The organism is Synechococcus sp. WH 8101, assembly GCF_004209775.1.
Taxonomy (GTDB): Bacteria; Cyanobacteriota; Cyanobacteriia; order PCC-6307; family Cyanobiaceae; genus Synechococcus_C.
Genome location: NZ_CP035914.1, coordinates 295,024 through 314,234, shown reverse-complemented (window position 1 = coordinate 314,234; position 19,211 = coordinate 295,024). Strand labels below are relative to the sequence as shown.

The following is a 19,211-nucleotide window of genomic DNA, read 5'->3' as shown; positions in this document are numbered from 1 at the left end:
TCAAAGCCCCAGCAGCTGCTTGGCGCGGAACCAGGCGGTGACGCTCTTGCCATCGAGCCACTCCTCGCCGGAGGCCAGGCGAGCATCGAGCTCAGCAGGGCTCATCTGCACCACCTCGAGGTCTTCATCGTCGTCTCCCGCCGGCGGGTTCTCAAGCGGAGTGAGCTCGCGGGCCAGGAAACAGTGGATCACCTCATCGGAGTAACCGGGGCAGGGCAACATCGGCCCCAGAGCATCCCAACGAGCAGCGCTGTAACCAGCTTCCTCTCCCAGCTCCCGCTGCATTGATTCCAGGGGATCCTCCCCCGCCTCCAGGGTGCCGGCGGGGAACTCCAGCAGGCGGGCCTGCACGGCAAAGCGGTACTGGCGCAGCAGCACCACCTGGCCCTCGTTCGTGATCGGCACCGCCAGGGAGGCGCCGGGATGGCGAATGATGCCAAAGGTGCCCTCTACTCCCATCGGCAGCCTGATGCGTTGGCGCTCAAACCGGATTTTGCGGGCCTCCATCGTCTCGAGCGTTTCGAGCAGCTGGCAGGGCTCGGAAGCCGGCAGGGATGCCATCACATCAGGGGGCGGACTCGGCACCAGCATGACGGGTGCGCCAGACGCTGCCATCGCCGCCAGCAGGGGCTCCAAGACAAAGGAACGAAGGTGCAGCCGGGGATGGGGCAACTGCAGGCGCGGGTGCTCCAGGCGCAGCTCCTCCCAGAAGAGGAGATCAAGATCCAACGGGCGCGGTCCCCAGCGCTGCTCCCGGGCACGGTCGCGGCCGAACTGTCGTTCGAGCCCATGGAGCTGATCCAACAAAGCCAGAGCCCGATCAGCATGGGGATCGCCAAGATCGCCGCTCACCAGCACCACGGCATTGCAATAACCGGGTTGGTTGGGCGGTCCACCCATGGGCGCGGTGTCGAGCAGTGGCGACCAGGCGCAAGCGGGAGCGTCCCCGGAGCCGGGAGCGGCCCAGGCTCCGATCAGCGCCTCCAGCCGCGGCCGCACCGCCCACAAGGTTTGACGGGGCGAACCGGCAGGGCTAGGGAGGTTGGCACCGAGGGCGATGGCCAGACGGGTGGCGGACATCCGCGCGCAGCGAGCTGGGAACCAGCCTGATCCAGCGTCCACTTCGGGGCATCAGCGAGACTGAGCCACCTGAACAGCGCTGGACGCATCAATGGTGGCAAGCGGAGTGGCCAGCACGGCAGCCCAGGATCAGGCCAAGCGCGCCTTCCCTCTGGCTGCGATCACCGGGCATGGCACCCTCAAACTTGCGCTGATGCTGGCGGCGGTGGATCCCGGCCTGGGTGGCGTGATCATCGCCGGTGGCAGAGGGACGGGCAAATCCGTGCTGGCGAGAGGACTGCATGCCCTGCTGCCACCGATTGAGGTGCTGGATGTGGAGGGCGGCGACGGCCCCCAGAGCCACGGCCGCAACCTCGACCCCACCAGGCCGGACGACTGGGACGCAAACGCTCGGCGACGCATCACCGCCCTGGGAGGCGATCCCGACAACAGGAGCTCGGACGCCCTGATGCCCACCCGGGTGATTCCAGCGCCATTCGTGCAGGTGCCCCTGGGCGTCACCGAGGACCGTCTCGTGGGATCCGTGGATGTGACCGCATCTCTGGCCAGTGGCAACGCCGTGTTCCAACCAGGCCTGCTGGCGGAAGCCCATCGCGGCGTGCTCTATGTGGATGAGCTCAACCTGCTCGATGACGGCATCGTCAATCTGCTGCTGGCCGCTGTGGGCAGCGGCGTGAACCAGGTGGAGCGGGAGGGGCTGAGCCTCAGCCATCCCTGCCGCCCGCTGCTGATCGCCACCTACAACCCGGAGGAAGGCACGGTGCGCGATCACCTGCTCGATCGCTTTGCGATCGCCCTTTCCGCCAATCAGCTGGTGAGCACCGAACAACGGGTGGAGATCACCGAGGCGGTGCTGGCCCACGGCCAGTGCAGCCGCAGCTTCGCCGAGCGCTGGCGGGAGGAGACCGATGCCCTGGCCACGCAGCTGCTGCTGGCACGCCAATGGCTGCCGGATGTGCAGATCAGCGGCGAACAGATCGAATACCTGGTGACCGAGGCGATTCGGGGCGGCGTGGAAGGGCATCGCTCCGAGCTGTATGCCGTGCGCGTCGCCAAGGCCCATGCCGCCTTGAGCGGACGCGACCGGGTGGAGGCCGACGACCTGCAGGTGGCCGTGGCTCTGGTGATCGCCCCGCGCGCCTCCCAGCTGCCGCCACCGGATCAGCAGATGGAGCCGCCACCTCCCCCCGAGCAGCCGCAGGACCAGAGCCCGCCGCCACCGGAGGCGGGGGATCAGAACCCGGAGAATCAACCGCCACCGCCGGAAGGATCCGGTGAAGACGAGAGCGACCCGCCCGACGACGACAGCAGCGACGACAACGATCCAGACCAAGACGACAGCCCGGAGGACGACTCTCCAGAAGACCAAGCGCCTCCCTCGGTGCCCGAAGAGTTCATGCTCGATCCAGAAGCGGTGGCGATCGATCCGGATCTGCTGCTGTTCAACGCCGCCAAGAGCCAAAGCGGCAGCAGCGGCAGCCGTTCGGTGGTGTTCAGCGACAGCCGCGGCCGTTACGTGAAACCGATGCTGCCCCGCGGCCCCGTACGCCGGATCGCCGTGGATGCCACCCTGCGCGCGGCGGCGCCTTACCAGAAAGCGCGCCGGGCACGCCAACCCGAGCGCACCGTGATCGTGGAAGAGGCCGACCTGCGCGCCAAGCTGCTGCAGCGCAAGGCCGGTGCCCTGGTGATCTTCCTGGTGGATGCCAGCGGATCGATGGCCCTGAACCGGATGCAGAGCGCCAAGGGCGCCGTGATCCGGCTGCTCACCGAGGCCTATGAAAACCGCGACGAAGTGGCCCTGATCCCCTTCCGTGGCGACCAGGCGGAGGTGCTGCTGCCCCCCACCCGCTCAATCACCGCCGCAAGACGGCGGCTGGAATCGATGCCCTGCGGTGGCGGCTCACCGCTGGCCCATGGCCTCACCCAGGCAGCCCGGGTAGGGGCCAATGCTCTGGCCACGGGCGATCTCGGCCAGGTGGTGGTGGTGGCGATCACCGACGGCCGCGGCAATGTGCCCTTGAGCACGTCTCTTGGCCAGCCCCAGCTGGAGGGGGAGGAGAAGCCCGACCTCAAACAGGAGGTGCTGGATGTCGCGAGCCGCTACCGGCTACTGGGCATCAAGCTGCTGGTGATCGACACCGAGCGCAAGTTCATCGGCAGCGGCATGGGCAAGGACCTGGCCGAAGCCGCCGGTGGCAAATATGTGCAACTGCCCAAGGCCAGCGACCAAGCGATTGCCGCCATCGCCATGGAGGCGATCAGCTCGGTGTGACAACGAGCAGGTGAAACCAACCAGCGGCTTCAGGGTTGGCTGGTCTGGGCGGGATAAAGCTCCTGGAAGAAGGCTCCCAGACCGATGGTCACATCCCGCACCGCTTTCATGAAGGTGGGGTCGGAGGTGAGCTTCTCCACATCACCGCCCACCGCATCGAATTTCTGCGTCATCGAACGGGCATTGCTCACGGTTTGCTTGAGCTGATTCACCGTTTGAGGATTGTCGAAGGCAGCGGCGATGTTCTTGATGTGCACCGAAGCTTCAGCGGCCTCCGCCGTGGCCTTGTTGAGGTTGTTGATCGTGGGCTGAGCCCTGGCCACTTCGCGGCTGAGCTGCTCGATCAGCTTCTGCACGTCTTCGGCCGTGGCATCGAACTGCTTGGTGGACCCCACCAGGTTGCTCACCAGCTTCTCCTTCTCGGCCTGTTGCAGCAGCCGCTGCATCGAGGCAGTGACCGTATCCAGGCTGGGAGCCTCCACGCCGCTGATCTTGGCGCCGTCGCACAGAACAGGGCTTCCTGAACAGCGCTTCGACTTGGGCCGCGGCGCATCGGCCGGCAATGGCTTGTTCTGGCTGATCAGATTCACCTGGGCGTCGCCACCAAGTAGCGACGCAGCACCCACGGTGGCCGTCACCGGCAGAGGCAGACGCAGGTCGGGTTCATTGATCTCGAGCGTGGCCACCACGGCCTGCGGGGTCACGTTGATCGATCGGACCGAACCCACCAGGATGCCTCGGTAGGTGACCGGGGAGCGTGCATCCAGGCCGCCGGCATCGTCAAAACTGACGGTCACCGTCCAGGTCTCCGCACCGAGACGAATGCCACGCATCCAGAGCATGGTGCCGGCGAAGGCCGCAATCGCTCCCACGATGGAAAAACCGACGATCGCTTCTCGAACGCTGCGACGCATGGGGATCAGTGCTCAGAGGGCTGCATCGGCCCGTGAAGACTACCCGTCCTGAACTGACGCACATAGGGGTTGTCGGTCTGACGGAACTCCTCGATCGAGCCATCCCAGCGGAACTGTCCGGCATAGAGCATCACCACCCGCTCAGCCGAGCGTTCGATCGTGCTGCGCACATGACTCACCACAACCGAGCAACCGTTGGCAACGGTGGTGGTTTTCATGATCAGGTCTTCGATGCGGGTGCAGGCCACCGGATCCAGACCCGCCGTCGGCTCGTCGTAGAGCAACAGGGGCATCGCCCCCTCCTGCCGATCCGGATCGTCAATCAGAGCGCGGGCGAAGCTGACCCGTTTCTGCATACCCCCACTCAACTGACCGGGGTATTTGTCGGCCACATCGTGCAAGCCCACCGCATCGAGACATTGCATCACCCGCGTGTGGATCTCCGCCGGCCGCAAGCGCCCCAATCGATTCAAAAGAAAGCCCACGTTCTCCTCCACGGTCAACGACGCCAACAGGGCCGGGTTCTGGAACACGAGGCGCACGTCCGGGGGTTGGCGCTGATCGAGGCGGCGATAGATCTGGGGCTGACCGAACAAGTGCAGGTCGCCGGATGTGGGCAGTTGCAGACCTGCGAGCAGCCGCAACACGGTCGACTTGCCAGCGCCGGATGGGCCCACCACCGCCAACCGCTCGCCGGGCTGCATCGTCAGATTGACCCGATCCAGCACCGGCTTCGGTCCCCACTGCATGGTGAGGTTGCGCATCTCCACCACCGGAGTGGCCACGGCGGAACTGGGCCCCGACGGACTGGGCACCGACGGACTGGGCACGAGGATCTGGCGGCGGGAACAGGCCCATCCTGCCTCTGCCTGCCAAGGGTGGTGCAGTGGCCCAGCGTCCTTACAGTCAGCCCAGTGGCTCCGAACTGCGGCCGACCGTTTGACATCGTCGATCCCCCCTACCCAGCGCAACCCACGCCGCGATAGTCGCCGCAGCCAACGGCGGCAGCAGCAGGTGATGCGCCAAAGGGATCTGATGAGCCGGTCTCGCCGCGCCGTGCGCTGGCTGCAGCCGGGCCTGGTGGTGAAGCGCTGGGTGCTGACCTCCGGCATCGGTCTGGTGCTGGCCCTGCTCGGAGCGGCGGTTTGGGCCGATCTCCAACCGATCTACTGGACCCTCTGGGCGATCCAGGAAGCCCTGAGCTGGATCACCCGGGTGATGCCCCGCGGCATCACCGGCCCTCTCGTTCTCTTGCTGGGGATCGGCCTGGTGCTCTGGGGGCAGAGCCGCAGCTTCGGCTCGATTCAACAGGCCCTGGCCCCAGAAAAAGACACCGTGCTCGTGGATGCCCTGCGGGCGAAAAGCAGATTGAACCGGGGCCCCAACATCGTGGCCATTGGAGGTGGCACAGGCCTCTCGACCTTGCTCAGCGGCCTGAAGCGCTACAGCAGCCACATCACCGCGATTGTCACCGTGGCCGACGACGGTGGCAGCAGTGGGGTGCTGCGCAGGGAGCTGGGTGTGCAACCCCCCGGCGATATCCGCAACTGCCTGGCAGCCCTCTCCACCGAGGAGCCCCTGCTGACCAAACTGTTCCAATATCGATTTTCCGCTGGCGGTGGCCTCGAGGGCCACAGCTTCGGCAATCTGTTTCTTTCAGCGCTGACGGCGATCACAGGCAGCCTGGAAACGGCGATCACCGCCTCCAGCAGGGTGCTGGCGGTGCAAGGGCAGGTGGTGCCCGCCACCAATGTGGATGTGCGTCTGTGGGCTGAGCTGGAAGACGGCAGCCGGATTGAGGGTGAATCGGCGATTGGCCATGCCCCGAGCCCGATCGTGCGCCTGGGTTGCCTGCCGGAGCAGCCACCGGCTCTACCCAGGGCCCTGGAGGCGATTGCCCATGCCGATCTGATCCTGCTTGGTCCTGGCAGTCTCTACACCTCGTTGCTGCCGAATCTGCTCGTGCCGGAACTGGTCACGGCGATCCAGCGCAGCCGGGCGCCGCGCCTCTACATCTGCAACCTAATGACCCAGCCCGGTGAAACGGATGGTTTGGATGTGGCTGGCCATCTGCGAGCGATTGAGGCCCAGCTGGCCTCACTCGGCGTCAGCCACCGCCTCTTCGGTGCTGTGCTGGCTCAAGAGGAATTGGCCGAAACTCCCTTGATCGGTCTTTACCGCCAACGGGGCGCCGAACCGGTGATCTGCGACCGACAACATCTCGAAGCCGAAGGTTACGACGTGATGGAAGCACCCCTGCAGGGTGCGCGACCGACAGCCACCCTTCGCCACGACCCCCGCAGCCTGGCCCTGGCGGTGATGCGATTTTACCGAAAACACAAGGCAGAGAAACTCTCGCTGAACACTTAAAACAACCAAACCAGGACTCCAACAGCCAGACCCCAAAACAGCCAATCAGCAAAGCGTCCACAAAGAGACGAAACACTCTCCCGCGAGCTAATTTGAGATTAAAAACAAATTACTATGGCCGGTGAAACTTATAAAATCGCGAATTATTTTACCAGCGTTGATCTTGCCCAAGGCTTGGCAACGAACTTGGCCGAGATCGAGCTTGCCCTGAACATTAATCCAGATCAGTTCAGCACTCTCATCCTGCTTGACCAGGCAGCAGGAAGAGAACCCGATACTGCGATATTTCCCACAGGCTGGGACGGCATTCACAATGATTCTGAAGACGGCTTTAGTCAACCAAGCTGGCCATATACAGGAATAGGCATCGTTCAAAGATCCGCCGCAGCAGAAGATACCATCCGGAACATTAAAAATTACGCAGAAGACTCAGATCACTACCGGAAATACTCTAATCTCATCCAACTACTACTCAACAAAACCGGCAGCAGCGTCAAAAAAACTCATCCCGACACATATAATTCTTATTTACAAGAATTCTTCAACTCGTATCCCCAATTCAGCGATATAACGCTTGGCCTCAGCACAACATTTACAATAACTAAGGAGATGCTCACAGGATCGCCGCAGTCGTTCGACCACCTGCTTAGACAGAGCAACACACAAGAATATTTCGGCAGCAATCCTCACGCAATTTTTTTGAGCAATCATGGCAATAGCTATCTGGGAGGGGGCAATTTAGACGGACCAGATGATGACCGAGACCAAGAGGACGGATCACTCGAGGTTTACCAATTAGCGAACTCGCTCAAAAGCGCTATCAGTAGCAACCTATCGAATCAATCGCGTTTTGGGCTGGTCGCCTATGACGAATGCCTGATGGCAGGCATCGAAACCCTGACTGAGCTGAGTTCCACGACGCGCTACTTCCTCGCCTCTCAGGAAACGATTCCAGGGAATGGATTCGACTACTTACGGACTCTCAGCAATCTGAGTCTTGACAGCAAGCAATCCAACCAAGAAGGCATCGAGCAAAATTCCAAAACACTTGGGCTGGCCTTCGTGAACACCTACAGCGAGCGCAATGGTTCCCACAACACGCTTTCACTATCAGACACAACGACTCTTGCGCCGTTGAACGGCGCCATTCGCGATTACGCGAATGCATTCATCCTAAGCAGCGATACTTTCCTCATCAATCTATTGAAATCCATTCGCCAGAAGGGGACCGGCTATTATCTTGGCTTTTTACAGGATCTTGGCAATGTCGCCTTGATCAGCCGCTCAACACCCGGAGCATCCACAGCACTAATCAATGCTTCCAACAAAATCCTCCAAGCCCTAGAGAATACAATCGTCGCCAACAACCAAAACTATAAACCACAAGAAGGGTTTCGCCTGAATGCTAGTTCTGGCCTAACCATCACACTCCCAACAGCATTTGATCAGTGGATAAAAGATGATCATTATGTCAATCAATATGCCAAGGATCCCCTCGATCGCTTCACGGAAACGGCCCCAAGCTTTGAGCAAGCAACAGGATGGTCACGCGTCATCAACCGTGTCTTACCACTTCTGGCCGAAGTCCAGACCAACAGTGGCTTTGAGAGCTCGAAAGCGATCCGGCTTGACGCTGAAATCACACAAGCCAAAGGGAAAGAAGCCTGGCTAGCCCTACAAATCGATGGTTACTTAAGTTACACATCTAATGATGCAGCAATCAATCAAACTCAAATCAAACTTCCACGGATAGAGGGAGCATCGATTGCAGACCTAGAATTCCATCTTGATATTCTCAATCTGCGTCAGGCTGGAAGCGCTTCCATAACCATCCGAAGCTCCGAAGGAACAGAAAAGGCGCGTTGGAACACGCAGATCAAGGAGGAAGGAACACTCATTCTTTCTGGCAACAACCTCAATCCATCTCAAAAGAATCAAACGATTAACGCCGGAGACCAGGTGGTAATCACGCCAGACCGAACCATCTCAGCACGATACGATTTCGATTTGAGGATCAGCAATCAAAGCCTTCAAGGCTACGCCAAAGATCAGGATGACAACAATGTATCAACTCCCCCGAATGGTGATATTAACGGCGACGATGACGTCACGATCAATGATAAAACCACTCCGATCACGGCGCCAAGCTTGTTCAATTTCTCAATCGGACAAAACCAAACGCAAGTTATCTACTACGAAACACCCGTAGCCCCGCCCATCAATCCCAGCACACCAGGAACTTTCACAACCGATATCGTTCTACTTTCGAGCAGCGCAGGGCTCACAGAACTCACCATCACTGACACTGAAAACAATAACTCAAACACATTTCGGTCAAACGTCACAATCGACGAATACATCAAGCTTGACAGCAATACGACCTATAAATTTGAGATTAAATTCGACCAAGATCCCTCCGATACCTTCAACAGCAACGCCTCCAGCAACATCTCACTCTTGATCGATCATTATGGGAATCACACCACTCCTCTGAAAGATTCTCTCGTCGACGTCGAAACCAGCATCAAATCATGGGGGCAAGTGAACGTCAATCAAGACTTACAAGATACGAGTTCAATTGTTGAGATGACCGGCACGGATCAAATTGAGGGCCTTCGCGATCTTCAAGAAGGCCAAGCAATTAACGCAAGCTATCGCAGCCTTGATATTAACAGAAGTACAGCATTGCAAGCCAAGACAAACGGAGGCACACAGACCTTTTCCTCGGGAATCTGGAGCCCCGATAACGACATCAATCTGGAGATATGGATCGAGGGAACAAGTGCTAACACAGCTCAACTAGGATTCTTTCAAGTGGACACGTTGACGGGTGCATTTCAAACATCCGAAGGGCTGATCAGTCCAAGCGACTCCGAGGACTACCGCAATCTGGCTCTGGACCGGCTCATCGCTCCCCTAACCGACCTGAAAACCTTCAACAAGAAAGCCAGCTTGTCGACACGCTTTGAAGCCGATCAGTCCTATGGAGCCATTCTGCTCACAACAAACGATGCAGGCACTCAAACCACCCTGTACTCAATAGCGGCCGCCAATCCTAACCAAGCCATTCAGTTTCTAAACTTTGGAGATGGCTATTTCGGATTTGAAGATCTCCTTCCATCTCAAACCAGCAGCTACGATGGAGACTTCAACGACATCACGTTTCACCTGGCTTGATTGCGATCATCCGATGAGTTCGCACGCCGGTCAATAAGCGTCCTGCATTTCATAGAAATCGGGCTGCACATAGTCTTTGCGCAGCGGCCAGCCCTTCCAGTCTTCCGGCATCAGCAGACGCTTGGGATGGGGATGGCCTTCGAACTGAATGCCGAACATGTCGAAGGTTTCCCGCTCCTGCCAATCCGCTCCACGGAAGAGGCCATAAAGACTGGGCACGCTGGGCTGACCTTCGCGGGACAGAAATACCTTGAGGCGCACTTCACGCACGGCATCGCAGCGCCCCTCCACCACATCCGCCATCGCCACCAGGTGGTAGAAGCAGACCAACCGCTCGCCGGGGCCCTCGTCGTAGCCGCCCTGGCATTGGAGGTAATCAAACCCGTGGCTCTTGAGTGCGGCGGCGATCACCGGCAGGAACATCGCCTCAACACCGATGGTTTCCGTGCCGATGTGATCGGCAGGCAGCAGATCATGGTCAAATCCCTGCTGACTGAGCCACTGACTGACAGGGCCAGGCTCAGGTGCTGCTGGAACGGTGGTTTCTGCCGCTGCTTCGCTTGCGGGCTTGTTGTCGGGAGTCGCGCTCATGACAATTCGGCGGGTGCGGTGGCGGTCTCGGAAGGTTCGGTGTTGGGCACGGCTGGCATCGCCAGACCGACCCCAGGCTTGAGGGCCGCCAGCTGGGTTTCGGCCCGCAGATAGGCACCGGTCACGACGGGGTCGATTCGCTGCATGCTGTGCTGCACCGTGCAATAGCGGTGGGTCTGCTGCAGTTGACGGCGATCCGCCACCGATTCGTTGGCCACTTTCTTGCGCAGTTTGATCACCGCATCGAAGATCGCCTCCGGGCGGGGCGGGCAGCCGGGGAGATAGAGATCGACGGGGATCAGCTTGTCGACCCCGCGCACTGCTGTGGTGGAGTCGGCGCTGAACATGCCACCGGTGATCGTGCAGGCCCCCATGGCAATCACATACTTGGGTTCCGGCATCTGCTCATAGAGCCGCACCAGTGCCGGCGCCATCTTCATGGTGACGGTGCCGGCCACGATCAAAAGGTCAGCCTGGCGTGGTGAACTACGAGGCACCAGACCAAATCGGTCGAAATCAAAGCGGGAGCCGATGAGGGCCGCAAACTCGATAAAGCAACAGGCGGTGCCGTAAAGCAGGGGCCAGAGGCTGCTGAGGCGGGCCCAGTTGTGGAGGTCATCAAGGCTGGTGAGGATCACGTTCTCACTCAGATCGCTCGTGACTGCCGGCGCTCCCTCGGCAGCACCGGCGACGGGTCCACAGCTGGCAGCCCGCAGGTCGCGTACGGCATCGATGGATGGCGTGGTGGGGAGCGAAGAAGTGGTTGGGTCAGGCATCGGTCAGCTCCACTCGAGGGCGCCTTTGCGCCAGGCGTAGGCCAGCGCCACCACAAGGATGGCGATGAAGATCAAGGCTTCGATGAAAGCCAGCAGACCCAGCCGGTGGAACGCCACCGCCCAGGGATAGAGGAACACCGTTTCCACGTCGAAGATCACGAAGACCAACGCGAACATGTAGTAACGGATGTTGAACTGAATCCAGGCGCCACCGATCGGCTCCATGCCGGACTCATAGGTGAGCTCGCGCTCCCCCTGCTGACTACGCGGTGCCAACAGCTTGTTGGTCACCAACGCCAGCACCGGAACCGCTGCCGCGATCAGCAAAAACCCGAGAAAGGCGTCATAACCCGGCAGCGCGAACATCTGGGCAGGCCCGATCTCGGGGCAGTCTGACACTCGCTGCCGCACTCTGTTGCCTTAAGCCCCCCGATAGAGTTGTGTGGCCAGGCCGAGCAGCGGTGAGCGACGAGACCCCAGCGCAGGATCCGAGCGCTCCCGTGCCGGAGCAGCCAACCGAAGCTCCCGAACAGGACAACGTCAGCAGCGATCCCCGCACCCACCGCTTCGAATGTCGGAGCTGCGGCTATGTGTATGACCCCGATGAGGGGGTGAAGAAGCTGGGAATCACCGCCGGCACCGCCTTCGAGGATCTCGACGCGATCAGCTTCCGCTGCCCGGTGTGTCGCAGCAAGGTGGGGGCCTTCCGCGACATCGGTCCGCGCACCAAGGCCAGTGGATTCGAAGAAAACCTCAACTACGGCCTCGGGGTGAACCGGCTCACGCCCGGCCAGAAGAATGTGTTGATCTTCGGCAGCCTCGCCCTCGCCTTCGCCTTTTTCCTCTCCTTGTACTCCCTCCGCTGAGTCCTCGTTGACTCAGCCCCACGTCGCGACCGTCATGAAGCGCCTGCTCCATCCCCTGTTCCACCTGCTGCTCGTGGCCTGCCTCGGCCTCGGCCTCGGCGGCTGCGTTTCCACCCGCCTGGCGGCGGCGGAAACCAGTCCCTGGCAGGCGATTGACCTGCAAACCAAAGCCAATCCTCTCGATGTGGCCTTCACCGATGCCAATCACGGCTTCCTGGTGGGCAGCAATCGGATGATTCTGGAAACCAACGATGGCGGCAGCAGCTGGAGTGAGCGCAGCCTGGACCTGCCAGAAGAAGAGAACTTCCGTTTGATCAGCATCGACTTCGATGGGAAAGACGGCTGGATCGCCGGCCAGCCCGGGCTGCTGATGCACAGCACCGACGGCGGCAACAACTGGACCCGTCTGTTCCTCGACACCAAGCTGCCTGGTGAGCCCTATCTGATCACGGCCCTCGGCCCCAACAGCGCCGAGCTGGCCACCAACGTGGGGGCTGTGTATCGCACCCGCGATGGCGGCGGCAGCTGGGAAGCGGAAGTGAGCGATGCCGCCGGCGCCGTGCGTGATCTGCGCCGCAGTGATGACGGTCGCTACGTGAGCGTGAGCAGCCTGGGCAACTTCTATGCCAGCTGGGATCCCGGCCAGGAGGTATGGCAAGTGCACCAACGGGTAAGCAGCCAGCGCCTTCAGAGCATCGGCTATCAGCCCGACGGCAATCTCTGGATGCTGGCGCGCGGCGCCCAGATCCGTTTCAACACCGAGCGCGGCAACAACGAAAGTTGGAGCAAACCGATCATTCCGATCACCAATGGCTACGGCTACATGGATCTGGCCTGGACCCCCGACGGTGCCATCTGGGCCGGTGGCGGCAACGGCACCCTGCTGGTGAGCCGCGATGGCGGCGAGAGCTGGCAACGGGATCCCGTGGGCGCTGAACAGCCGACCAATTTCACCCGATTCGAAGAAAGCGACGGCAAGACCTTCCTGCTCGGCGAACGGGGTGTGCTATTGCGCTGGCAGGGCTAAGCGCCACAACGCTGTGTAACCAAGCACCTCAGCCAGCCTCGGCGCTCCGGCATCGCGCCTTAGGATCGCCAAGCTGATACGCCCGAAGCCATGGCCGCCGGCTCCACCGGGGAACGCCCGTTTTTTGAGATCATCACCAGCATCCGTTACTGGGTGATCCACGCCGTGACCCTGCCCGCGATTTTCCTCGCCGGGTTCCTGTTCGTGTCCACTGGCCTCGCCTACGACGCCTTCGGCACACCCCGCCCCGACGCCTATTTCCAGGCCTCGGAAAGCAAGGCTCCCGTTGTGAGCCAACGCTATGAAGGCAAGTCCCAGCTCGACCTGCGCCTGCAATAAGCCATGACCCAATCCTCCGCCACATCCACGCCGCGCAACTACCCGATTTTCACGGTGCGCTGGCTCGCTGTGCACACCCTGGGCATTCCCACGGTGTTCTTCCTCGGTGCTTTGGCTGCGATGCAGTTCATCCGCCGCTGACTTCCTCCTCGGACACTTCCCATGCAGCGCAACCCGAATCCGAACAACCTGCCGGTGGAACTGAACCGCACCAGCCTTTATCTGGGGCTGCTGCTGGTGTTCACCACCGGGATCCTGTTCTCCAGCTATTTCTTCAACTGAGGAACTGACCCCATGAGCGGCAAGAAATCCAACCTGCCTGACGGTCGCATCCCCGATCGCCTCCCCGACGGTCGCCCTGCGGTGGCCTGGCGCTCCCGCTGGACTGAAGGTGCCCTTCCCCTCTGGCTCGTGGCCACTGCCGGCGGCATGGCCGTGATCTTCGTGGTGGGACTGTTCTTCTACGGCTCCTACACCGGCGTCGGTTCCGCCTGAACCTCAGCCCATCGGAACCCACATCTCAGCCCCCGAATCCCAGGATCCGGGGGTTTTTTGATGCCAATGACGCATAGGTCCTGATCGGTTTCAGCGAGAGGAGAGTCGATGTCACCTCGGCCTCATAGGCTGGATTTTGCTGCAAGCTGACCATGGTCACTTCCCCTCAGGGATGTGCTGATCAGAGCGAGCCAACCCGGAACCGTCGCAACCGCCGACCCAAGCGCAGGGAACTGTTCTGTCCGGCCCATCCCGATCAGAAGATCGAAGGGAACGGCAAGAAGTACTACCTCCACCTGCTCAGTGCCGAGGAACTGCAACGGCGTGGAATGTCAGCCAAGAGAGCCCAGCTGGTCATCAATGCCTACCCGGTTCTGGTGCTGAGCAATGAGTGGCTGGAAGAGCTCTTCTGCCCCAAATGCGGCTCTTCCCGCTGGTGCCACATCACCAAACACGACCGGGTGGAGCACACCGTGCGCTGGGCGCCGCGAGAGCTGTGGGAGCAGGTCGCCCATGTGGATCCGATCGCGGCCAACCCCACAGTGAGCGAATACACCCGACGTGAAGCGCGCCGCCATCGTCAGAAAAGGGTCGACGGCAAACGCTTCTACGACTGAAGGGGGCTGTAAAAGCTCCGATACCACTCAGCGAAGCGCTGCACTCCCTCGGCAATCGGCGTGGAAGGGCGGAACCCCACCCAAGCCTCCAGGGCCGTTGTGTCGGCGGCGGTGGCGACCACATCACCGGGCTGCATCGGCTGGAAGTCTTTGATCGCCTCCCGGCCGAAGGCCTGCTCCATCACTTCGATGAAGCGCAGCAGCTCAATCGGCTCGCTGTTGCCGATATTGAACACCCGATGGGGCGCTGCCGCCGTGGCGGGATCGGGAGCGAGCGGATCGAAGCTGGGATTGGCGGTGGCGGGCTTGTCGCAGCAGCGCAACACCCCTTCCACGATGTCGTCGATGTAGGTGAAGTCCCGCTGCATGCGGCCGTGGTTGAACACCTTGATCGGCTCACCGGCCAGGATGGCCTTGGCAAACAACATCGGTGCCATGTCGGGGCGGCCCCAGGGGCCATAGACCGTGAAAAAGCGCAGACCGGTGGCCGGCAGACCGTAGAGGTGGCTGTAGGTGTGGGCCATCAACTCATTGGCCTTCTTGCTGGCGGCATAAAGGCTCACCGGGTGATTCACCGGTTGCTGCTCGTGGAAGGGCAGGTTCCGGTTGCCGCCATACACGGAACTGCTGGAGGCATACACCAGGTTCTCCACCTCGTGGTGGCGGCAGCCCTCAAGGATGTGCCCGAAGCCCACCAGATTGCTCTGGATGTAGGCGGCAGGATTCTCGAGCGAATACCGCACCCCGGCCTGGGCGGCGAGATTGACGACCACAGCCGGACGCTCCGAAGCGAACAGCGCCATCAGGGCGTCGGCATCCTCAAGAGCGATCGGCACAAAACGCCAGCTGCCGGCGCCAGGTGCTGCTGCCACGGCCTCCAATTGAGCCAGACGGGCCCGCTTGAGGGCCGGGTCGTAGTAGCTGTTGAGATTGTCGATGCCGATCACCCGATCACCGCGCTCCAGCAGGCGCTGACACAGGGCCGCGCCGATGAAGCCGGCCGCACCGGTGACCAGCACCGGCCTGGAACGCTCATGACTCATGCCTGGCCCTCGCCGATGCGCCAGAACTTCAGACCCGCCGCGGCCACTGCCGCCGGATCCACCACCGAGCGGGCATCAAAAACCCAGGCGGGCTGACGCATCAGCGGTGCCAGGGCCGCCCAATCGAGTGAGCGGTAGTGCTGCCATTCGGTGAGAATCAACACCGCATCGGCGCCCGCCAAGGCATCCTCCACCGCAGCACTGCTCCACCAGGTTCCCTCACCGCTCAGGGCCGCCCGGGTGGGGCCCGCCTCCGCATCGGGTGCCTCACTGGCAGGCAAACGCAGGTCGCGCTCAATCTGATCCGGTTCCACCTTCGGGTCATGGATCGCCAGCTGGGCCCCCTCCTCGAGCAGATCACGGCAGATGCGGATCGCCGGCGCCTCGCGGGTGTCGTTGGTGTCGGCCTTGAAGGCGAACCCCAGGATCGCCAGCCGTTTACCGGTCACGGTGCCGAACAGCTTCTGCACCACCAGCTTGGCGATGCGGTGCTGATGCCAGGTGTTGAGCTGCACCACCGACTCCCAGTAGTCGGCCACCTCGGGCAGACCGAAATGGCGGCAGAGATACACCAGATTGAGAATGTCTTTCTGGAAACAGCTGCCGCCGAACCCCGGCCCCGCCTGGAGAAACTTCGGGCCAATGCGACTGTCGGTACCGATCGCCCGCGCCACTTCCCGCACATCGGCGCCGGTGGCTTCACAGAAGGCGGCAATGCTGTTGATCGAGCTGATCCGCTGCGCCAGAAAGGCGTTGGCGGTGAGCTTGGACAGCTCACTGCTCCAGAGATTGGTGCGCAGAATCCGCTCATCGGGCACCCAGCTGGCGTAGATGGCGGCGAGGGCTTCGATCGCAGCAGGATCCTCACCGCCGATCAACACCCGATCGGGCGCCTCCAGATCGCGAATGGCGGTGCCCTCCGCCAGAAACTCCGGATTGGAAAGCACAGAGAAACTACGCGCGCCGCCGTTGGGGTCGGCAGCAGCAAGGATCGACTGGACCGCCTCGGCGGTGCGCACCGGCAGGGTGCTTTTCTCCACCACGATTGTGTGACCAGTGGCGGCTTTGGCGACGCTGCGGGCGCAGGCCTCGACCCAACGCAGGTCACTGGCCTGACCGGCCCCGAGCCCCTTCGTTTTGGTGGGGGTGTTCACGGAGATGAACACCATGTCGGCTGCGGCGATCTGCTCTTCCACGGCGGTGGAGAAGTGGAGATTGCGACCGCGGGCCCGGGCCACCACCGCATCCAACCCCGGCTCATACACCGGCAGCTTGCTGAGATCCTCGGCGTTCCAGGCATCGATGCGGGCCTGGTTGATGTCCACCACCGTCACCTGCACAGCCGGGCAGCGATCGGCGATCACCGCCATCGTCGGACCGCCCACATAGCCGGCGCCGATGCAGCAGATGGTGCGGATCAAAGGAGGTGTCATGCCGTGGGGCGCGGGGTCATCATTGTTGGCTTTGTCATGGCGGCATCCAGGGGAGGACCACTGACGCTTGATCCCTGGGAGGACGCCTGCAGAGGCGCACCGACCGACGGCCGCGTGAGCTGAACGGAGAGGCCGGTGCGGCGAAACACTTCGACCGGATCAAAGCCGGCATTCACCCGCTTCCAGTCAACGTCATGCACGTCGCCGGGAACAGGCTGACCCAGAGCCTGATAGCCCCAGCTGTAGTGGGTGGTGAACACGACACTTGGGTGATGGGTGCCGGCGATCACGAGGCCGAGCTCGTGAAGTGATCCCAACATGAAACGGTCGCACACAGGGCCGAGAGCCGGAGGCATCATCCCCCACAGGGGAAGGGCACGAAAAGCGGAGGGATAGAACACGTAGCAGGACGTGTCGACATGGCGATGCTCGAGATCCTCGTCGGGCAGGCCGGGGATGGGAGTGCCGTCGGGGAGCACGCACTGACGACCCATCGCCAGCACATCAGCAACAGGATGGCGGTGACGCAAGGCGACCACGCTGTCGAGATGCCAGGGCTGATACCAGTTGTCGGCATCGAGAAACAGGATCGGCCAGTAGCCCTGATTGATCGCGGAAATCGCACCGAGGCAGCGTGGGGTGTTGCCGTTGTCGGCATGGGCCCGGGGCAAGCGAATGTGCTCCACTTCCCAGGCATCCACCTCATCGCGCGGATGCCCGTCAGCCACCATCACGTGACGCAGAGCCCAGCCACCCCGCTGCTCCACACAGCTGCGATGACAACGCGCCAGCCACTCGAGCGGTTCGCGGTGATAAGGCGTCACCGCCGCCGCTCCCTTGGGCCCGATCGCGGCGCGGTGCAGGTCTGAGGGAGGCTTCTGAGCTTTCTGCATACTCAATGGCCAAGGCAAAGGGCGAGTCGATCGAGATCGGCCACCGGCAGCTCCTCCTGGGCCATCTCGCCGACATCAGCCTGGAGGGGCTTGAGCTTCACAACGCCCCGTTCCACTTCGGCATCACCCAACACGAGCGCCCAGTCAGCGCCGCTGCGATCAGCCCGTTTGAACTGCTTGGCAAACGCCGATCCGGAGGCATCCTGCTCCACGGCCACACCGCGCTGACGCAAACCGCGAGAAAGCAGCAGAGCTTGGCGAGCCGCCGCCTCGCCGCGATGCACCACGTAAGCCACTGGCCCCTGGACACGCACCAATTGAGCAGCTCGGCCAGCTGGATCAACCTGGGCCGCCGCCTCGAGCACCAACAAAAGGCGCTCCATGCCGAGGGCCCAGCCGATGGCCGGTGTCGGCGGGCCACCCAACTGCTGCACCAAGCCGTCGTAACGACCGCCTCCACACACGGTGGCCTGGGCACCCAGCTGGTTGCTGGTGATTTCAAAGGCGGTGTGACCGTAGTAGTCCAGACCACGCACCAGATGGGGGTTGGGCTGCACAGGAATCGCCAGATCCTGCAACGCCTCGAGCACGGCATCAAAGCGAGCCCGGCTGGACGGAGCAAGGCTCTGCTCGAGGGTGGGAGCGTCCTGCAGCAACGCCCTGGTCTGGGGGTGTTTGCTGTCGAGAATGCGTAAGGGATTGGTCTGCAACCGCTGCTGAGCGTCGGAATCGAGGGCGTGGCTTCGCTCCTCCAGCCAGGCCACCAGCCTGCTGCGATAAAGCTTCCGGTCTTCCGGAGTGCCCAGGCTGTTGACCTCCAGGGCCAGACCCGTCACGCCCAGTTCCGCGAGGAGATCCCAGGCAAGGGCGATCACCTCGGCATCGCTGGCGGCTGTGGAGACGCCGAGCCATTCGACCCCGATCTGGTGAAACTGGCGTTGTCGGCCAGCCTGGGGACGCTCGTAGCGGAACATCGGGCCGCCGTACCACAGGCGTTGCACCCCCTGGGCGAGGAGGCCGTTCTGCAGGGCCGCGCGCACAACGGAGGCCGTTCCCTCCGGCCGAAGCGTGCAGGAGCGATCACCCCGATCGATGAAGGAATACATCTCCTTGCCCACCACATCGGTGCCCTCGCCGATGCCGCGGGCAAACAATTCGGTGACTTCGAGGAGGGGCGTTCGAATCTCTTCACAGCACCACCGCTGCATCTGAGCCCGAACTACAGCCTCCACCGCCTGCCAGCGCCGGGTCTGCTCCGGGAGCAGATCCACCATGCCGCGCAGGCTTTGCAGTTGCGTCATGGAAGGGCTGAGCG

At 61.9% G+C, this 19,211-nt stretch carries 20 protein-coding genes and 1 pseudogene; 10 read left to right on the top strand and 11 right to left on the bottom strand.

What is annotated here, in order from left to right; all coding sequences use genetic code 11:
* A complete protein-coding gene (locus SynWH8101_RS14355) occupies nt 1-561 on the bottom strand; it encodes an NUDIX hydrolase (RefSeq protein WP_254428097.1) in 561 nt (186 codons plus the stop codon).
* Nucleotides 562-678: 117 nt separating this feature from the next.
* Nucleotides 679-1,080: pseudogene (locus tag SynWH8101_RS14350) on the bottom strand (2-amino-4-hydroxy-6-hydroxymethyldihydropteridine diphosphokinase); the annotation flags it as partial.
* 91 nt (nt 1,081-1,171) lie between these two features.
* Here SynWH8101_RS14350 and SynWH8101_RS01395 point away from each other — a divergent pair.
* Nucleotides 1,172-3,355, top strand: a complete 2,184-nt coding sequence (locus tag SynWH8101_RS01395) for a magnesium chelatase subunit D family protein (protein ID WP_130128270.1) — start codon at nt 1,172-1,174, stop codon at nt 3,353-3,355.
* 29 nt (nt 3,356-3,384) lie between these two features.
* On the opposite strand, the gene SynWH8101_RS01390 is transcribed toward SynWH8101_RS01395, so the two are convergent.
* Nucleotides 3,385-4,269: an MlaD family protein gene (locus tag SynWH8101_RS01390; protein ID WP_174719483.1), complete on the bottom strand. Its 885-nt coding sequence runs from the start codon at nt 4,267-4,269 to the stop codon at nt 3,385-3,387.
* 5 nt (nt 4,270-4,274) lie between these two features.
* The gene (locus SynWH8101_RS01385; RefSeq protein ID WP_130130287.1) at nt 4,275-5,018 is read right to left on the bottom strand and encodes an ABC transporter ATP-binding protein; all 744 of its coding nucleotides are present in this window, start codon (nt 5,016-5,018) and stop codon (nt 4,275-4,277) included.
* Nucleotides 5,019-5,304: 286 nt separating this feature from the next.
* On the opposite strand from SynWH8101_RS01385, the gene yvcK reads away from it, so the two are divergent.
* Together yvcK and SynWH8101_RS01375 are read left to right on the top strand one after the other, a co-directional pair.
* Nucleotides 5,305-6,639, top strand: coding sequence for a gluconeogenesis factor YvcK family protein (gene yvcK / locus SynWH8101_RS01380; RefSeq protein WP_174719482.1), 1,335 nt, complete (start codon nt 5,305-5,307; stop codon nt 6,637-6,639).
* A 114-nt stretch (nt 6,640-6,753) separates the two neighbouring features.
* Entirely contained in the window at nt 6,754-9,816 is a 3,063-nt protein-coding gene (locus SynWH8101_RS01375; protein WP_130128267.1) for a clostripain-related cysteine peptidase, read from the top strand.
* 30 nt (nt 9,817-9,846) lie between these two features.
* On the opposite strand, the gene SynWH8101_RS01370 is transcribed toward SynWH8101_RS01375, so the two are convergent.
* The 3 genes from SynWH8101_RS01370 to SynWH8101_RS01360 are packed head-to-tail and all read right to left on the bottom strand — an operon-like array spanning nt 9,847 to nt 11,549.
* Complete coding sequence (locus tag SynWH8101_RS01370) at nt 9,847-10,407, bottom strand: NAD(P)H-quinone oxidoreductase subunit J (RefSeq protein WP_130128266.1); 561 nt, start codon at nt 10,405-10,407, stop codon at nt 9,847-9,849.
* Nucleotides 10,404-11,183, bottom strand: coding sequence for an NADH-quinone oxidoreductase subunit NuoB (gene nuoB, locus SynWH8101_RS01365; RefSeq protein ID WP_130128265.1), 780 nt, complete (start codon nt 11,181-11,183; stop codon nt 10,404-10,406). Before nuoB ends, SynWH8101_RS01370 begins: the two co-directional genes overlap by 4 nt.
* A gap of 3 nt (nt 11,184-11,186) precedes the next feature.
* The gene (locus SynWH8101_RS01360; RefSeq protein WP_007100866.1) at nt 11,187-11,549 is read right to left on the bottom strand and encodes an NAD(P)H-quinone oxidoreductase subunit 3; all 363 of its coding nucleotides are present in this window, start codon (nt 11,547-11,549) and stop codon (nt 11,187-11,189) included.
* Nucleotides 11,550-11,644: 95 nt separating this feature from the next.
* Between SynWH8101_RS01360 and SynWH8101_RS01355 the strand changes: the two genes are divergently transcribed.
* The 7 genes from SynWH8101_RS01355 to SynWH8101_RS01325 all read left to right on the top strand — a co-directional run bounded on the left by SynWH8101_RS01355 (nt 11,645) and on the right by SynWH8101_RS01325 (nt 14,527).
* On the top strand, nt 11,645-12,049 hold the full coding sequence (locus tag SynWH8101_RS01355) for a rubredoxin (RefSeq protein WP_165380896.1): 405 nt from the start codon (nt 11,645-11,647) through the stop codon (nt 12,047-12,049).
* A gap of 34 nt (nt 12,050-12,083) precedes the next feature.
* A complete protein-coding gene (locus SynWH8101_RS01350; protein ID WP_130128264.1) occupies nt 12,084-13,076 on the top strand; it encodes a photosynthesis system II assembly factor Ycf48 in 993 nt (330 codons plus the stop codon).
* A gap of 90 nt (nt 13,077-13,166) precedes the next feature.
* A complete protein-coding gene (gene psbE, locus SynWH8101_RS01345; protein WP_007100869.1) occupies nt 13,167-13,415 on the top strand; it encodes a cytochrome b559 subunit alpha in 249 nt (82 codons plus the stop codon).
* A gap of 3 nt (nt 13,416-13,418) precedes the next feature.
* Nucleotides 13,419-13,556 (top strand): cytochrome b559 subunit beta, encoded by a 138-nt coding sequence (gene psbF / locus SynWH8101_RS01340; protein ID WP_007100870.1) that lies wholly within the window; start codon nt 13,419-13,421, stop codon nt 13,554-13,556.
* 21 nt (nt 13,557-13,577) lie between these two features.
* A complete protein-coding gene (locus SynWH8101_RS01335) occupies nt 13,578-13,697 on the top strand; it encodes a photosystem II reaction center protein L (protein WP_007100871.1) in 120 nt (39 codons plus the stop codon).
* A 12-nt stretch (nt 13,698-13,709) separates the two neighbouring features.
* The gene (locus SynWH8101_RS01330; protein ID WP_007100872.1) at nt 13,710-13,910 is read left to right on the top strand and encodes a photosystem II reaction center protein J; all 201 of its coding nucleotides are present in this window, start codon (nt 13,710-13,712) and stop codon (nt 13,908-13,910) included.
* 152 nt (nt 13,911-14,062) lie between these two features.
* Entirely contained in the window at nt 14,063-14,527 is a 465-nt protein-coding gene (locus tag SynWH8101_RS01325) for a hypothetical protein (protein WP_130128263.1), read from the top strand.
* On the opposite strand, the gene SynWH8101_RS01320 is transcribed toward SynWH8101_RS01325, so the two are convergent.
* From SynWH8101_RS01320 to hisS, 4 genes are read right to left on the bottom strand one after another with little or no spacing between them, the layout of a single operon-like run.
* Entirely contained in the window at nt 14,518-15,570 is a 1,053-nt protein-coding gene (locus SynWH8101_RS01320) for an NAD-dependent epimerase (protein WP_130128262.1), read from the bottom strand. The genes SynWH8101_RS01325 and SynWH8101_RS01320 overlap by 10 nt on opposite strands.
* Nucleotides 15,567-17,003 carry a nucleotide sugar dehydrogenase gene (locus SynWH8101_RS01315; protein ID WP_130128261.1) on the bottom strand — a complete coding sequence of 479 codons (1,437 nt, stop codon included), beginning with the start codon at nt 17,001-17,003 and terminating at the stop codon, nt 15,567-15,569. Before SynWH8101_RS01315 ends, SynWH8101_RS01320 begins: the two co-directional genes overlap by 4 nt.
* Entirely contained in the window at nt 17,000-17,896 is an 897-nt protein-coding gene (locus SynWH8101_RS01310) for a glycosyltransferase family A protein (RefSeq protein ID WP_130128260.1), read from the bottom strand. Before SynWH8101_RS01310 ends, SynWH8101_RS01315 begins: the two co-directional genes overlap by 4 nt.
* A gap of 2 nt (nt 17,897-17,898) precedes the next feature.
* Nucleotides 17,899-19,197 carry a histidine--tRNA ligase gene (gene hisS, locus SynWH8101_RS01305; RefSeq protein WP_130128259.1) on the bottom strand — a complete coding sequence of 433 codons (1,299 nt, stop codon included), beginning with the start codon at nt 19,195-19,197 and terminating at the stop codon, nt 17,899-17,901.
* Nucleotides 19,198-19,211 lie beyond the last annotated feature (14 nt).

What these genes read in the sequence shown, in the direction of transcription:
- SynWH8101_RS14355 (WP_254428097.1), bottom strand. Translation starts at nt 561, where the DNA reads ATGGCATCCCTGCCGGCTTCCGAGCCCTGCCAGCTGCTCGAAACGCTC.
- SynWH8101_RS01395 (WP_130128270.1), top strand. Translation starts at nt 1,172, where the DNA reads ATGGTGGCAAGCGGAGTGGCCAGCACGGCAGCCCAGGATCAGGCCAAG.
- SynWH8101_RS01390 (WP_174719483.1), bottom strand. Translation starts at nt 4,269, where the DNA reads ATGCGTCGCAGCGTTCGAGAAGCGATCGTCGGTTTTTCCATCGTGGGA.
- SynWH8101_RS01385 (WP_130130287.1), bottom strand. Translation starts at nt 5,018, where the DNA reads ATGCAGTGGGGACCGAAGCCGGTGCTGGATCGGGTCAATCTGACGATG.
- yvcK (WP_174719482.1), top strand. Translation starts at nt 5,305, where the DNA reads ATGAGCCGGTCTCGCCGCGCCGTGCGCTGGCTGCAGCCGGGCCTGGTG.
- SynWH8101_RS01375 (WP_130128267.1), top strand. Translation starts at nt 6,754, where the DNA reads ATGGCCGGTGAAACTTATAAAATCGCGAATTATTTTACCAGCGTTGAT.
- SynWH8101_RS01370 (WP_130128266.1), bottom strand. Translation starts at nt 10,407, where the DNA reads ATGAGCGCGACTCCCGACAACAAGCCCGCAAGCGAAGCAGCGGCAGAA.
- nuoB (WP_130128265.1), bottom strand. Translation starts at nt 11,183, where the DNA reads ATGCCTGACCCAACCACTTCTTCGCTCCCCACCACGCCATCCATCGAT.
- SynWH8101_RS01360 (WP_007100866.1), bottom strand. Translation starts at nt 11,549, where the DNA reads ATGTTCGCGCTGCCGGGTTATGACGCCTTTCTCGGGTTTTTGCTGATC.
- SynWH8101_RS01350 (WP_130128264.1), top strand. Translation starts at nt 12,084, where the DNA reads ATGAAGCGCCTGCTCCATCCCCTGTTCCACCTGCTGCTCGTGGCCTGC.
- psbE (WP_007100869.1), top strand. Translation starts at nt 13,167, where the DNA reads ATGGCCGCCGGCTCCACCGGGGAACGCCCGTTTTTTGAGATCATCACC.
- psbF (WP_007100870.1), top strand. Translation starts at nt 13,419, where the DNA reads ATGACCCAATCCTCCGCCACATCCACGCCGCGCAACTACCCGATTTTC.
- SynWH8101_RS01335 (WP_007100871.1), top strand. Translation starts at nt 13,578, where the DNA reads ATGCAGCGCAACCCGAATCCGAACAACCTGCCGGTGGAACTGAACCGC.
- SynWH8101_RS01330 (WP_007100872.1), top strand. Translation starts at nt 13,710, where the DNA reads ATGAGCGGCAAGAAATCCAACCTGCCTGACGGTCGCATCCCCGATCGC.
- SynWH8101_RS01325 (WP_130128263.1), top strand. Translation starts at nt 14,063, where the DNA reads ATGGTCACTTCCCCTCAGGGATGTGCTGATCAGAGCGAGCCAACCCGG.
- SynWH8101_RS01320 (WP_130128262.1), bottom strand. Translation starts at nt 15,570, where the DNA reads ATGAGTCATGAGCGTTCCAGGCCGGTGCTGGTCACCGGTGCGGCCGGC.
- SynWH8101_RS01315 (WP_130128261.1), bottom strand. Translation starts at nt 17,003, where the DNA reads ATGACACCTCCTTTGATCCGCACCATCTGCTGCATCGGCGCCGGCTAT.
- SynWH8101_RS01310 (WP_130128260.1), bottom strand. Translation starts at nt 17,896, where the DNA reads ATGCAGAAAGCTCAGAAGCCTCCCTCAGACCTGCACCGCGCCGCGATC.
- hisS (WP_130128259.1), bottom strand. Translation starts at nt 19,197, where the DNA reads ATGACGCAACTGCAAAGCCTGCGCGGCATGGTGGATCTGCTCCCGGAG.